Below are 14058 nucleotides of genomic sequence, written 5' to 3' on the forward strand. Positions count from 1 at the left end.
AGTTGATTTAAAGCCTATATAGGTAATAATAGAAGTTAATTCATCGTCAAAGGAGGAAAACATGGCTGCTTATGAGCATCAATTTGTCTACACGACTAAAAAATTGCCGGTCCTATTTATCGTGCACCCGGCATTAAAAAACGTTGTTGTTCATCGACACTGGCATGATGACGTAGAATTAAATTACACTATTAGTGATACGATTGATGACTTTTCAATTGGTGATGACCACTTCACAACCTCGCCGGGACGAATATTGCTGGTGAATTCACGTGAAGTTCACGGCGTACAGTCCAAACAAGCGAGTGCAGATGGTCAACAACCTGCCGCACTGACCATCGTTTTTCCCCTACCTTTTTTGAAAGACTGTTATCCGTCAGTTGAACAAATTCAATTTGATCTCAATCACCCTGACAGGTTCTCAAACGATCAAAAGCGTGCTTACCATGAACTTCAACGCCTACTGAATGAAATCATGAGCCAGTTTGGCCATGACCAAAACGAACTGACTATCTTGAAAATTCGAACGTATTTAATGATGATCGTCACCACGCTTGTTGAACATTTCTCGCGTTCAAAAGTTTACGCTCTGCCACAAAACACTGAGAAACAGCAACGACTCTCGTCAATTACCGAGTACATGTATCAACATTATCAAGAACCGCTGAAGATCGATGATATTGCAAACAGTGTCCACCTTTCGAAGGAATATCTTATTCGGTTCTTTAAACAGAATTTAGGGACAACGCCATATCAATATTTGGCATATGTCCGTTGTCAAAAAGCACAGAGCTTGTTACTTCACAGCGAAAACAACCTGACAGAAATTGCCGTTAACACGGGGTTCGGTAGTTTGCGATCCATGAATCGCACCTTTGAAAAATTTGTGCACGCAAATGCCAAAAATTGGCGAATCAAAAATCAAGCAAGTCAATAAACGCCGAATAGTCGTCAATAATTAGCCTAAATTAACCGCTTTCAACTGTTAGAATGACGTTGGGATGAAGTAAATGTTATCTAATTCTGATAAATAGCCTATTATACAGAAGAGGATGATGCATATGACAGAAAAAGAAATTACAGTACAAAGAGACAACCTAACCATCCGCGGCACAATTCTAACGCCGGATGACACGACCACCTACGATTTAGCGATTCTCATGCACGGGTTCACTTCAAATCGCGGCTTCACGCCGGATCACATTCTCTATAACCTGAGTCGAAAACTGCTAAAACAGGGTATCGCCTCACTTCGGTTTGACTTTAACGGTCACGGTAAAAGTGACGGCAAATTTGAAGATATGACGGTGCCAAACGAAATTTCCGATGCCGAGGCCATTCTGACCTATGTCCGGCAACTTCCTGAAGTGCGCCACATCTATCTGATGGGTCACTCGCAAGGCGGTGTTGTGGCCAGCATGCTTGGCGGGTTATACCCCGAGTTCATCACAAAGATCGTGTTGATGGCACCAGCTGCCACTTTGAAGGACGATGCGCTTGCGGGCGTGTTACAGGGTGCAACCTACGACCCCAATCACGTGCCAGATAAGCTATTAGTCCGGCCAGATGCTGGGTTAAGCGTCGGTGGAGCCTATCTGCGCTCAGCACAGGTCCTGCCAATTTACGAAGTCGCGCAACGGTATCACGGCCCAGTCACCATTATTCACGGCGACCACGATGTCGTTGTGAATATCAAGGCCTCTAAACGGTACGAAGCCGTTTACGAAAATGCGACCCTGCATGTGTTGAAGAACGCTGACCATAGTTTCATTAATGCCTCCCGGGAGACTGTGACCAACTTGGCGACAGAAGCAATTGTTAAACAAGTTCAACTGAACCATTAAAAAAACACCAATCAGACAACGTGCTGATTGGTGTTTTTTTAGTCGGTTAAATAATCCAGTAATTTAAAAACAGTCTCCTGATTCTCTGCAGGAACCGGTGTCGCAAGGATATCCTGTGGCGTTTCATTCAAAACAGAACCGGCTGTATAGGCGCCATCGTTCACGACCATTTCCCGGACATTGTCCGCTAATGGCTCAAAATGAAACTGGAGACCAATGGCTTCGTGGGGAATCACAAATCCCTGGTTCTGTAACCCCTCACTAGAATAAAGCAGTTCAGCCTCGTCTGGAATCTCAAACATTTCCTGGTGCCAATGCAGGACCAGCGAGGTTGCTGGCAAATCAGGGATGGCATGGTTCTGCAACGTAACTGGTGCCCAGCCAACCTCTTTTACCGGCGAGGCGTGAACCGCGTATCCTAGTGTTTTTGCGATTTGTTGCGCACCATAGCACGCGCCAAAAATCGGCTTATGTGCCGCCAAAAGTTGCTTGATCAGTGCGCGCTCCTGTTTGATCCAGTCCAGGTCATCATTTGGACTCATGGGGCCGCCGAGAACGATCAGCATATCAGTCTCATCCGCTGTGGGCAAATGACCGAACTGATACGGATGATACACATACATCTCATGGCCCCGAGCCTGCGTCCAGGTCTGAATCGCGCCCGGCCCTTCATTTGGCGTGTGCTGTAAAACGTTAACGCGCATTTATCGTCGCTTCCTTCTCTAATTGTCTTCCTGCATGGTAGCACAAATCGTCAGTTCAGAACATCAAGCCTTTATTAAAATCATAATCATGACGGAAATAATCAACAAATAAAATTATTGTTGACAATATATGTAAACAATTTATAATTAGGTTTTGAATTGAGGTGTTTCGATGAACTTTCAAGATTTACCCATAGCAGCATTGATCCAAGGGTACCATCCGGTCGGTGGTCAGCTGCAATGCAACTACTGCACCGCCCGTTTTTCAGAACCTGAAGCTGTCATTACCCATCTGAACGCAACCCATGGCGGCGCCCTAGACGCACTGTTAACAGCTGATACGAAGTACAACACGTTAACTGAGACGCAGATTCGGTTATTGCAGGCGTTTAGCCTTAAACAAAAGAACCAAGCCATTGCTGACCAGCTTGGGGTAAGTGCTTCGACGATTCGCCACCAGAAATTTACTTTTCGGGAAAAGGCCAAACAAGCACGCCTATATCTCGCGCAGTATCAGGCCGTTTTTGGCGACGAGCCGACTAAGGATTACCTGCCAATTCCGCCCATGGCCACTGACAACGACGACCGCTTCCGGATCACCGAAACAGAATACGCAGACACCACGCAAAAATATTTCACATTCACTGATGCCGGCATTGTGCTCACCCGCTTGCCAAAGGGACAGAAAAAGATCATCACCCTGCTCTATCGCATCGCTGATGAATTTTCGTTTAATACCAAATACCCGCAGCACGAAGTGGATACCAAACTTAAGGCCATCTATTTCGACTACGGCATCATCAAACGCTACCTCATTGATTACGGGTTCTTAGCCCGCACTACTGACAATCGGACCTACTGGCGCATTTTTTAAAGGAGCATACTCATGACTGACCACAAAGCGTTGAAGGACGCCTATAAACGACAATCCACCTACTATGGTGTCATTCAGATCACCAATACCGTGAACCATAAGATCTACATCGACACCGTACCGAACACCAAAAATCGCTGGAATTACTACAAGTTCAATCTTAAAAATCACACCTATGGGCACACGCCATTGCAGGCCGACTGGGACGCTATGGGGGAAGACGCCTTTACGTGTGACGTCCTTTGGGAAGAGAAAACGGATGACGTGGTTAACCTGCGTTATGAACTGCGGGAATTAAAGAAAAAATGGTTCGAAAAACTGCAGCCGTTTGGCGATAACGGCTATAATACCCCGCTTAAGGAGCTAAAATAATGACCCCAACCTTCACACCAATTGATTTACAAACCTGGCAACGCCGGGATTACTTTTACTACTTCACTAAAATGATGCCGACTGGCTTTACCGTCAACGTGGACGTGGATATCACTGCCACCTACGACGCCGCAAAATTGGCTGGCTATCACTTCAACGCGGTCTACCTGTATCTGATGACGCGGCTGATCAGCGAACAACCAGAATTCATGATTGCCCAACGCGGGAAACAATTGGGTTACTACGACCATTTGACACCGTCATATTCGGTATTTCATGAAGACGACCACACGATTTCCGGCATTTGGACTGACTACAATGCTGATTTGGCAGTATTTAACGCCAATTATGAGGCCGATAAAACACAGTACAGCGACCAACACGGTGCTGTTGCCAAGCCGGATCAACCAGAAAATGCCTACATGATCAACATGAATCCGTGGTTGCACTTTAACAGTTATACGCCGCTATCGTTTAACGGTCTACCCAACTTTTTACCAGTGATTGAAGCCGGCAAGTATGTGCTTCAGGACGACCGGCGAACCATGCCCGTTTCGTTTACCATTCACCATGCGGTTGCGGATGCTTGGCATGTTAGCCATTTTTTTAAGAAGCTGCAGGAAGCATTGAATAAGCCGGAAGATTGGCTTAAATAGACTTAAAAAGGATCTCCACTAATCTGGAGATCCTTTTTGTTACGCTGGAACAACGGTTAATTCAAGTTTCATCCCTAATCCATCCGCATACTGACTGAGTATTTTAAGGGTTGGCATTGTCTCTAGCAGTTCAAGGCTAGTGACTTGAGCCAGACTCATACCACTCCTCTTAGCCAATTCTTTCTGGGAAACCTTCAAATTCCATCTCTTTGAAACAAGTTGGACTAAGGCGTCTATCAAAACTTTATCCACTGGTGAAATTGCGGTCAGTATTTTTTCAAATTCCTGCCATGTTGTCATCTTAGCGCCCCTTCGAATGCCATGCGTCGCTACACATTCAGGGCACCTGACGTTTCGGTTGATGACAAGCAATGTGTCCTTGTGACCAAAATCACCTTTACACAACCTTTACACGTTCAACACATTACCCTTACATTGGTTCGGTATACTAGTCTCAACAACTCAGCCATCTGCCGTTACTTATTTTGGTGATGTGCCTCTGCATAACCGCGACGACCACCAGGCTTAGGAATCATATCCTGCATCATGATCCCGATACCGCCATCCACTGCCAACTCTGCGCCGTTGGTGTAGTCTGACCGGTCACTGGCCAGATACAGCACGCTGTTGGCAATATCGTCCAGCGTCCCGATTCGCCGGCTAGCAACCAATCGCGTCCGGCCACTTTCCACATCAGGATCCGCGTAAAAGCTCTCCGACATCGGTGTTTTTACCAGACACGGCAAAATGCAGTTACTCCGAACGCCGTACTGGCCCCATTCAGCCGCGATCTGTTTGGATAACATATTAACCGCCGCCTTAGTCGTGCTATAAGCGCCACTATAGGTTTCAGGGAAGTAGGAAGCGACCGTTGAAATATGCACCATCGTGCCCTTTCTTTGCTTGATCATCTGTTTACCGAATCGCTGGGCCATCAAGAAATAGCCCGTGACGTTGATGTTTAGCGCCGTCTGCCATTCATCCAGCCGCAGATCTTCAAGTGGCGAAAACCGTAAAATAGCCGCTGTATTTACCAGGATATCGACGCGACCAAACGTGGCAACCACCTGTTCAACGGCTGCGTCCACCTGTGTTTCAGCCGTCGTATCGCAAGTCAACGCCAACGTCTTCACGCCAAATTTAGCCGCTAAGTCGGTCGCATACGCTGTCACCTTATCCGCCAGCAGGTCGACCAACACGACGTTAGCCCCCTGTTTCGCAAATTCAGCACAGATCTTCGTCCCCATTCCGCCAACGGCCCCAGTAACAACGCACACTTTTCCGGTTAACCCTAACCAACTCTTTTCTGCCATGTTCAAGATCTCCAATCTAACCTGCTGTAAGCTTCAAAAATGACCCAATTTCCGCACTTGGAATCGACACGATCTGTGGCGCACCAATCGTCTTAATCATGACCAAATTGAGGTGCCCATGCCGATTCTTCTTGTCGTTTTTCACTTTATCCAACGCTGCTGGCAAGTGTAGCAACGGTGACGTTGTCGGTAATCCAACCGCTTGTAAACGGTCGCGGAGCTTATCGGTGATTCCGGCCTGTGCATCACCATTGTTCTCGAAAAGTTGCATGATAGCGACCATGCCAATGCTGACCGCCTCACCGTGCCGCAAACCGCCATCTGCCAATGCCTCAACCGTGTGGCCAAGGGTGTGGCCAAAGTTTAGCAGTTGTCGTTGACCACTCTCTTTTTCATCCCCCATCACCACGTCGGCCTTAAATTGAATCGACCGGGCACTGAGTTCTTCAGTGTGCGTCATGATGTCGGCTGGTGAATTGATTGTTTCGATCAGCGACCAAAACGCACCACCAACCATGGCCGCCGTTTTGACAATTTCGCCGTAGCCTTCCACCAAATCACGCTGTTGCAACGTGTTCAATGTATTAGAATCGATCAGCACTAGATCTGGTTCGTAGAAGGCCCCAATAATATTTTTGATGCTGTCCAGATCTACTGCGGTCTTCCCGCCAACGGAACTATCGACCTGCGCTAACAGTGACGTTGGCATCTGAATGAACCGAATGCCGCGCATATAGGTGGCGGCTAGTAGACCCGTTAAATCACCCGTCACACCACCGCCAAGCGCAATCACGCCGTCGTCGCGGTTAAACGCATCCGCGGCTAATTGACGCGCCAAGTCACCCAAAACGGTCAGTGATTTCGACGATTCTCCAGCGGGAAAGTCGTAGCAAAATACCTGAAACCCAGCCTGCGTTAAAGTATCCGCGACCTGCCGTTGATACAGTGAGGCGACGTTAGAATCACTCACCAACGCAATTTTGCACGGTGACCAGACATTCGCCACCAACTGACCGGCTTGTTGCAACAGCCCAGCGGCAATCATGACCTGATAAGTCTTGTTTGTGAGTTTGACATCAACAGTTTTTATTTTAATGCCTCGTTTGTGGTTCCGTGTCAGTCTCTTCTTCGTCCATTCCAAACAGGAGATCATGCACCGCAACCGCCTTTTCAGCTAGGTCTTTGAATTCGTTTGGCTTCAATGCTTGCGTACCGTCTGATAACGCGTGAGCAGGGTCGTCATGAATTTCCACGACCAGTCCTGAAGCCCCGGCAGCTGTCCCGGCCAAGGCTAACGGCGTAACAAACTCAGTGTGCCCAGCGGCATGACTTGGGTCAATAATCACTGGATAGTGGGTCAATTTCTGCAAAACAGGGACCACACCTGCATCCATGGTGTTGCGGGTGTATTTGTTATCAAACGTCCGAATCCCCCGCTCAGCAATCATAATATTGTGGTTACCGCCAGCCGCAATGTATTCAGCGGCATTCAAAATATCGTCAACCGTTGCGGACATGCCACGCTTTAGCATCACTGGAATGTCAGTCTGCCCCACTGTCTTCAGCAACGAAAAATTTTGCATATTCCGGGCACCAATTTGGAAAATATCGGTGTATTTGGCAACCATTTCAACATGTTCGTCATCCATGACCTCGGCCAGCACATCCATACCGAACGCATCAGCAGCTTGACGCAGATACTTCAGACCGTCTTCCCCAAGTCCTTGAAACGAATAGGGTGATGTCCGCGGTTTAAACGCACCACCACGTAAAACAGTTGCACCGTTCTCCTTAGCAACCCGCGCCATCTTCAGCACATGTGCTTGTGATTCAACGGAACAGGGTCCCGCCATTAGGGTAAAATGATCACCACCGATAACACTGTGCTTCGTTTTAATGACCGTATCTTCTGGATGAAATTGACGGCTGCCTTGAACGGCCTTAGGCTCATCCGTAATCAGCTCCTCGGCAGCAGCCTTCTCCGATCCAATCAGTTCATCTGCAGTAATACCGGCAATGGCAACGCGGTTCTCATGGACAAACACATCGTGATGGTCGCCAAAGTGACGCTTTAATTCAGTCACAACGGATTCTTGACCTGGTTTCAATACAATTATCATTCTATGAATTACCTCAGTTTTCTTTATATTTTCTATCAATAGAAAAGAAGGTAGCAATAACAATGACACAACGTTATCACCACCTCCTTAGGTTTAAAGTGCAAAGTATTTTCTTTAATTGAGTGATTCATCTGGTGCAAGTATGTCGCTTCGTTGCGCCGGTCGGCCCTGCAGGCTGAGGTGGGGTCGCTCCAGAGCTATTGAATTTCTTTACAGAAATTCAAGAATCTCCTACGTCTCCCGTATTAGTAAGCGACCAAAAGACGGGCGCTAACTAATACCGACACCACAGCCTGCAATGCCGACCGGCTCCACTACGCTACGTTACTGTTATCCTCATCATAGATAGTAAGGCTTCATAAATGTTGTCATGAAACCTGTTAATCAATCGTTATCTGTGTCTAGAACGTGGTGAGAAACGTAGCTGTCAATGGTCTTACTAGCAGTCGAGGGCGAATTCTCCGCAAACTCGGTTTAACGCCATTGTGATACTTAATCAGTGATAGAAAGTAAGCTCAACGTCAGTGGAATGAAGCAATTTGGCACGGAGCTGTGGTGTCGACATCAGTTAGCGACCGTTCTTGGGGCGGTTACTGATGTGCGAGTCGATGGAGATCCATTCGAGAGCTGCGCAGCAGAAATCGAATTAGCTTCATCGCGAGCCACTCTCAGCGGAGTGCCAAATTGCGGAATGCAACGAACTCAGAACAACTAATTAAACTTCCTGAGCCTTCTTATCTTCATCCGCACTCTTCAACGCAATGAACTGAACGAAGTTACCAAAGCACTGCTTCAAAAAGCTAACACTGCCGGGATCATTAATGGTGCCGTTATCCTCAAACTTAGTTCCAGCTTGTGGCAACATGAATTCATTTCCTGGCATCACTTCAGCGTCAACACCTGGTGCATCCAGAATTTGACGGAGATTCATCTGGGCGCGAACGGTGCCTTGAATCCCAAGCGACGTACCAACGATCATCACTGGTTTGCCAGTAAATGGGTGTTCAGCACATGAGAGCCATTCGATTGCGCTCTTCAACGCTGCAGGCACTGCGTGGTCGTATTCCGGCACACCGATGATCACACCATCGGCATCGTCGATCTTTTGACCAAATGCCTTAACGTTCTCGGGTTCGTCGTTGACCAGGTCTTCGTTAAACAGTGGCAACTCCTTAATTTCGCACAGGTCAATGTCAGCTTGGGTATCAAATAAATCTTGCATAGCAGTCAGTAGTTTCCGGTTGTAAGACTTTGAAGCATTCGTCCCAACAAGGGCAACTAAATTGACTGCGTCCGGTCCTGCCGCTTTGAGACGATTCGCGTTTTCGCTAGCCGCTTCCCCAGCAACATACCCAGAAGAAATGCCCCATGAGTTCATCATACTTGGCATTGAGTCATGGCCGTTCGCACCGCCGACAACTTCACCAGCAGCGTAGTAGTTCGCAATTGGCTGGTCATCCGTGTTCACGAGTTGCATCTTGTCAGCGTTGACGGAGTAGCCGCCCAAGGTTGTGGCAAACCGGCCCCGTTGTTCAACCATGTAGAAGGTGTCTCCTTCGAATGCGTGTAGGTATTCAGGCTGACGATCGAATTCAGGATCCTTACCTGCCTTAGCATAGCCTTGATAGTTTTTAACAGTCTCTTCAAGTCCGGCAACGTCCACGTGAGCAGCCGCAGCGACTTCTTCAAGGGAACCTTTAACAAACAATGGTTCCTTATCCTTATTATCAAAGAACTGCTTGATCTCTTTTTCAGTGAAGTCATGCAGGACCAAAAGCTTGTAAACTTCTTTCCAGGTCCGTTCGTCCATCAACATGTAGGACATCCGGTCTGGTTGTTGCAGGATGGCATCACGGAAATCAGTATAGACAGCTGATTCGTTAACGATCCGCTTCCCCTTTGAGTTCACGTAGAGGGCACCGAGATCAGTGGCTTCCTTTGAAGCATAGGTGGTCAACTTAGCGATACCCGGTTCCGTTTCAACACCGTGTGGATAGATCTTGTACCAGCCCATGTTGTGGGACTTCAGGTTCAGATCCTTGTTAAAGCTGTAGGCGTCACCAGTTGAGGTCATTGGGCCATAGTAGTCAATGCCTTCACTCTCGGCACCACGCATTTTTTGGTTAGCACCGTAGCCACCGGAAGCCAAAACGATTGAGTGCGCCTTAATTTTAAAGGTTTCATTCTTAGCTTCAGCTACCAGGCCGATCACTTCACCCTTGCTGTTTTCGGTCATGTCTTCGACCCGGGCACCGAGGATGATCTTGCCACCCTTGTCTTGGAAGGCTTTAGAAACTTTACTGATAAATTCAAAACTAGAGGCAGTCGGTAATTCAATTTGCCGTTCAACGGAGTGTTCTGGAGTTTGCGTTTGTGCTTTTTGATAGTGCAAATCAGCAAAGTCACTGATGAAATCAATGGCTGGACCAATGTTGTTGGCCATCAATTTTGTTAAATCAGTTAAGTTCGTTTCACGTGATTCACGCGCAACATCTTGTGCCAACCGCACTGGGGTGTCTTCAGTGTGACCCAGCGCTTTTTCAGAGACCTTTGAGCCAGTCCCAACAACGTTAGAGCCGTTTAAGATGGTGGCACCGCCCATGTAGCCGTTCTTTTCAACTAAGATAACGCTTTGGCCCTCAGTCAGGGCGCGGGCACCGGCAACTAATCCGGCTTCACCGCCACCAATGATGACAACGTCGGCCTTCAAACGCGTTGTGACGTGGGTAACTTCTTTCTTTGGCTTTGGTGTCAGCTTAACGTCCTTGTCGTCCGCAACTGCTTCCTTAGCTGAATCCAGAATAGCTTGCGTCATAACGGTTGCCCCGCTGATGGCGTCCACGTCAAAGGACTGTTGTTCAATGATGTTGGCCTTCAGTTTGTCGATGACCTGGTTAAAGATACCTGACGTTTCAGAGTGCTTTAAGATCTTTAAATCTTCAAGCTTGTTATCGTTAACGTCTAGTTCGTAATTGATGATCCCGTTGTGACCCATTGCGGATCCTTTGATTTGTTTTTCGTTACTCATATGAAAACACTCCTTTATTTGTGACGGTTAAGCCGCTCGTATGATGAACAGCGTTGGTTTGGTCGATAAATATCGCTTCAACATCCTTGCGCCCTTCCACCATGGCTAGACCACGCTCACAGCCCTTAAAGAAACAGACTGTGGATAAGACCTCGGCAAGTTCGGAATTATCGGTGATGATGGTGACCTGTTGCACGTCATTTGTGACGGGAAAACCGGTCTGCGGGTCTAAGATATGGTGGTAAGTGCGGCCGTTGATTTCAAAATGACGTTCGCGGATGCCTGATGTGACAAATGTTTTAGCAGGGGCTTGCACCTGAAGTCGGGGTCGGCCCCGTTGCTGTTGCGGATCTTGAATGCCGATCTGCCATCGGCCGTCAGACGTGGCTGGATTCGTCCCCAGAATCTGAACGTTGCCGCCAAGGTCGATGATGGCACTGGTAATCCCCTGATCCTGCAACTGCTGACTAATCTGATCAGCAAAGTAGCCCTTGGCTATCGCGCCCAGATCGAGCTGCATGCCCGCCTGCGCCAGATACACAGAATGCTCATTTTCGTTAAGCACCACATCCGCAGAATGAATGAGCGTCAGTCGTTTGGCAATTTCGGTCTTTGGTGGCACCTGAGCGCCGCCAAACCCGATCTTCCACAGCTTGACCAGCGGCCCCATCAACACGTTGAAACTATCCGCATGTTTGCGGGTATAGTGAATGGCGTCCTGAATCAGACCATAGGCGGTATCGCTAACCGTTACCGGTGCGACGCCTGCTTGCTGATTAATGCGCGATAACTCTGAATCACCCCGGTTCGCCGAGAAAACGCGATCCATTTGGGCTAAATAATCATAGACGCTTTCGACAGCGTCCTGATTTTGTTCAAATAACGTCAAAGAGATGATCGTGCCCATCATCGAGAACTGCGAAACATATCTTTTTGACTTGGTATGCATTGGCATGGGGTTGATCACCTCCTTAAGGTGTGACTATTCAGTTTGGTCCGGCTTAGGACAACTTGAGATCTTCAAGTTCAACCTTTAAGTGGTCTAATGCAACTTGACCAGGGGCTGATGCAGCACCCACGGTACCAAAACTGAGACTTGAGCCAAAGACTTCACCAGCGATCCGGGAAACTTTCCCAAGATCACCCATAGACATTGTGATAATTGGTTTGGATAACGATAAACTTGCTCTATGAGTAGCCTCCAGGAGAGTGATGACATCCTGGACTGAATTTGGCATGACGGCCATTTTGGCAACGTCAGCACCGTATTCAACCATGCTGGTCAAACGACCAACAATGTCATCTTCCGCTGGGGTCTTGTCAAAGCCATGATTACTCATGATAATGACAACCTTTTGAGCATGTGCTTTCTCGATAATCCCTTTAACAGCTGATTCTTCGTGATACCGTTCAACGTCTAACGCGTCAGTAAAGTCACCGGCAACAACGTTTTCGCAGACTTGGAAATAACCGGCGTCGTCTAAAACGAGTTCGCCGCCTTCACCCTTTGTCCGGAACGTGGTGAGTAGGGCTAAATCGCCAATGGCGTCGTGCAATGCCTTACCCGTTTCAGCTAATCGATCAGCGTCTAGCACGCCATCAAAGAAATCGATCCGCCATTCAACTACGTCGGGTTGGGCAGCCTTAATGTCGGCTGCTTGACTTAAGATGTCTTCCTGCGTTTTTCCAGTGATCGGCACGGCAATCTTTGGCCGGCCGCTGCCAAGAACGGTGTTCCCTACTTTAACTGTTGGGTTTGCCAAGATTAAGCAGCTCCTTCCTGTACTTCTTCATTAGTTTGAGCATCTGAATGTTTGAAAAGATGGTAGTAACGAATCGTGATAATAGTTGTAACGATGAACCCGAGGGCTGCGATAATAATATCGAACAGCCAAATGTTTGCCAGGTTCGTGGACATCATCCCGGTGAACAGCGGAATGGTGAAGGATGCAATCGAACCAGCCGTGTAGAAGATCCCGGTAATGGTCCCCTTGCCTTTCGGGAAGAAGGATGACATCACAGTCAACGCTAATTGCATGACCCCACCGGCGGCTGAGAAGCCAACCACGAATGACATGATGGAACAGATCATTGCGGTTGGGAACAGGTACATCAACAACAAGGCAACAAATGAAATCGCGGTGTAGATCGACAAGAATTGAATTTCTTTGACAGCCTTCTTAGCCAAGGCTGCGGTGACGAACACACAAACTAGCGAGCCAACACTGTAGTAACTGACAAGTGCCCGTGAACTGGTCTCACCCATTTTTGCAATCGATGAGCCATATTGACTCAACCATTGACTGACCAGGTAGAAGGTCGCTTGAGAAATGTACCCGTAAAGGATGAAGAGCACGCCATCAAACCAGATGTTACCAGGACTCTTGACGTCAGCAACGTCTTCCTTTTCTTCCTTGGCTTTTGCTTCGGCTGCGGCCTTGGCATCAGCGTTTGGTGCTGGGAAACGACCTCGACCGTCATGAAAATGATGTTCAGCAATAGGATCGCGATACAGATGACGAATGACCAGCCATACCAGATATTGTCGGCGATTAGGAAGCTGACAAATAGTGGTAATGCAAACTGACCAGCTGAGATAAACGCCTTAATGATGACGTTTGACGTCCCCTTAGCATCTGGGAACATTTCCATCAGTGCTGGATACGTCCCGGAATCCAGGAACGAGTTCGCCATCCCGGCAATGATCCCGAAGATGTAGGCGACCACGATCGAGTGGCTTAACAAGATCCCAGCGAAGAACAGCAGGTACGTTGACGCCCCTAAGATAACGAATGGCTTGCGGCCAAACTTATCTGACAGCATCCCAGAGACCAGCAGCACGATCAACCGACCGATACCAAGTGATGAAATGACCACGGCAACGCCACCGGCATTGGTGCCCCATTGTTTGGCCAAGAACGACATGTTTTGTGCTAAAACGATGACCCCGATACCATGAACGAAGTAGTTCAGGTAAAGGCTGATCGCTGTTGGCATATACTTGTTTTTCATAATGAATACCCCTTCAACAATTTACTGACACCATTAAACGACTGGATACTTGGTGACTTCATGTCACGCGTTGAAAGGGCTCAATATGTGTGTCGGATATGCCCTTTCACAAAGGATGAATCATCGTTTTGATGC

At 47.9% G+C, this 14058-nt stretch carries 13 protein-coding genes and 1 pseudogene; 5 read left to right on the plus strand and 9 right to left on the minus strand.

Annotated features, from left to right (window positions below; translation table 11 throughout):
• The first annotated feature begins 61 nt into the window (after positions 1–61).
• Both AYR61_RS03060 and AYR61_RS03065 read left to right on the plus strand, forming a co-directional pair.
• Positions 62–937 (plus strand): AraC family transcriptional regulator, encoded by an 876-nt coding sequence (locus AYR61_RS03060; RefSeq protein WP_065901611.1) that lies wholly within the window; start codon positions 62–64, stop codon positions 935–937.
• A gap of 124 nt (positions 938–1061) precedes the next feature.
• Positions 1062–1844 (plus strand): alpha/beta hydrolase, encoded by a 783-nt coding sequence (locus AYR61_RS03065; protein WP_056987599.1) that lies wholly within the window; start codon positions 1062–1064, stop codon positions 1842–1844.
• Positions 1845–1882: 38 nt separating this feature from the next.
• On the opposite strand, the gene AYR61_RS03070 is transcribed toward AYR61_RS03065, so the two are convergent.
• Positions 1883–2548 (minus strand): type 1 glutamine amidotransferase, encoded by a 666-nt coding sequence (locus AYR61_RS03070; protein WP_065901612.1) that lies wholly within the window; start codon positions 2546–2548, stop codon positions 1883–1885.
• A gap of 172 nt (positions 2549–2720) precedes the next feature.
• On the opposite strand from AYR61_RS03070, the gene AYR61_RS03075 reads away from it, so the two are divergent.
• From AYR61_RS03075 to AYR61_RS03085, 3 genes are read left to right on the plus strand one after another with little or no spacing between them, the layout of a single operon-like run.
• Positions 2721–3422, plus strand: a complete 702-nt coding sequence (locus AYR61_RS03075) for a DUF2087 domain-containing protein (protein WP_054709445.1) — start codon at positions 2721–2723, stop codon at positions 3420–3422.
• A 12-nt stretch (positions 3423–3434) separates the two neighbouring features.
• Complete coding sequence (locus AYR61_RS03080; RefSeq protein ID WP_054709441.1) at positions 3435–3794, plus strand: GIY-YIG nuclease family protein; 360 nt, start codon at positions 3435–3437, stop codon at positions 3792–3794.
• Positions 3794–4450 carry a chloramphenicol acetyltransferase gene (locus AYR61_RS03085; protein ID WP_054709437.1) on the plus strand — a complete coding sequence of 219 codons (657 nt, stop codon included), beginning with the start codon at positions 3794–3796 and terminating at the stop codon, positions 4448–4450. Before AYR61_RS03080 ends, AYR61_RS03085 begins: the two co-directional genes overlap by 1 nt.
• A gap of 39 nt (positions 4451–4489) precedes the next feature.
• Here the strand turns inward: AYR61_RS03085 and AYR61_RS03090 are convergent, their stop codons facing one another.
• The 8 genes and pseudogenes from AYR61_RS03090 to AYR61_RS15835 all read right to left on the minus strand — a co-directional run bounded on the left by AYR61_RS03090 (position 4490) and on the right by AYR61_RS15835 (position 13923).
• The gene (locus tag AYR61_RS03090) at positions 4490–4750 is read right to left on the minus strand and encodes a helix-turn-helix domain-containing protein (RefSeq protein ID WP_054709434.1); all 261 of its coding nucleotides are present in this window, start codon (positions 4748–4750) and stop codon (positions 4490–4492) included.
• Between the two features lie 176 nt (positions 4751–4926).
• Complete coding sequence (locus AYR61_RS03095; protein ID WP_054709430.1) at positions 4927–5763, minus strand: SDR family NAD(P)-dependent oxidoreductase; 837 nt, start codon at positions 5761–5763, stop codon at positions 4927–4929.
• A gap of 16 nt (positions 5764–5779) precedes the next feature.
• Entirely contained in the window at positions 5780–6853 is a 1074-nt protein-coding gene (gene aroB / locus AYR61_RS03100) for a 3-dehydroquinate synthase (RefSeq protein WP_065903754.1), read from the minus strand.
• A 1-nt stretch (position 6854) separates the two neighbouring features.
• On the minus strand, positions 6855–7883 hold the full coding sequence (gene aroF / locus AYR61_RS03105; protein WP_056987598.1) for a 3-deoxy-7-phosphoheptulonate synthase: 1029 nt from the start codon (positions 7881–7883) through the stop codon (positions 6855–6857).
• Between the two features lie 715 nt (positions 7884–8598).
• Positions 8599–10911 carry an FAD-dependent oxidoreductase gene (locus AYR61_RS03110; RefSeq protein ID WP_054709427.1) on the minus strand — a complete coding sequence of 771 codons (2313 nt, stop codon included), beginning with the start codon at positions 10909–10911 and terminating at the stop codon, positions 8599–8601.
• Entirely contained in the window at positions 10904–11860 is a 957-nt protein-coding gene (locus AYR61_RS03115) for an FAD:protein FMN transferase (RefSeq protein WP_054709503.1), read from the minus strand. The genes AYR61_RS03110 and AYR61_RS03115 overlap by 8 nt, the downstream gene beginning before the upstream one ends.
• Positions 11861–11912: 52 nt before the next feature.
• Positions 11913–12674, minus strand: a complete 762-nt coding sequence (aroD, locus tag AYR61_RS03120) for a type I 3-dehydroquinate dehydratase (RefSeq protein ID WP_065901614.1) — start codon at positions 12672–12674, stop codon at positions 11913–11915.
• 2 nt (positions 12675–12676) lie between these two features.
• Positions 12677–13923: pseudogene (locus AYR61_RS15835) on the minus strand (MFS transporter).
• Positions 13924–14058: the final 135 nt, after the last annotated feature.

This window comes from Secundilactobacillus paracollinoides (assembly GCF_001702155.1).
Classification (GTDB): Bacteria; Bacillota; Bacilli; order Lactobacillales; family Lactobacillaceae; genus Secundilactobacillus; species Secundilactobacillus paracollinoides.

Bases quoted from the DNA above. Each gene is read 5' to 3' on its own strand.
- AYR61_RS03060 (WP_065901611.1), top strand. From the start codon at position 62: ATGGCTGCTTATGAGCATCAATTTGTCTACACGACTAAAAAATTGCCG.
- AYR61_RS03065 (WP_056987599.1), top strand. From the start codon at position 1,062: ATGACAGAAAAAGAAATTACAGTACAAAGAGACAACCTAACCATCCGC.
- AYR61_RS03070 (WP_065901612.1), bottom strand. From the start codon at position 2,548: ATGCGCGTTAACGTTTTACAGCACACGCCAAATGAAGGGCCGGGCGCG.
- AYR61_RS03075 (WP_054709445.1), top strand. From the start codon at position 2,721: ATGAACTTTCAAGATTTACCCATAGCAGCATTGATCCAAGGGTACCAT.
- AYR61_RS03080 (WP_054709441.1), top strand. From the start codon at position 3,435: ATGACTGACCACAAAGCGTTGAAGGACGCCTATAAACGACAATCCACC.
- AYR61_RS03085 (WP_054709437.1), top strand. From the start codon at position 3,794: ATGACCCCAACCTTCACACCAATTGATTTACAAACCTGGCAACGCCGG.
- AYR61_RS03090 (WP_054709434.1), bottom strand. From the start codon at position 4,750: ATGACAACATGGCAGGAATTTGAAAAAATACTGACCGCAATTTCACCA.
- AYR61_RS03095 (WP_054709430.1), bottom strand. From the start codon at position 5,763: ATGGCAGAAAAGAGTTGGTTAGGGTTAACCGGAAAAGTGTGCGTTGTT.
- aroF (WP_056987598.1), bottom strand. From the start codon at position 7,883: ATGATAATTGTATTGAAACCAGGTCAAGAATCCGTTGTGACTGAATTA.
- AYR61_RS03110 (WP_054709427.1), bottom strand. From the start codon at position 10,911: ATGAGTAACGAAAAACAAATCAAAGGATCCGCAATGGGTCACAACGGG.
- AYR61_RS03115 (WP_054709503.1), bottom strand. From the start codon at position 11,860: ATGCATACCAAGTCAAAAAGATATGTTTCGCAGTTCTCGATGATGGGC.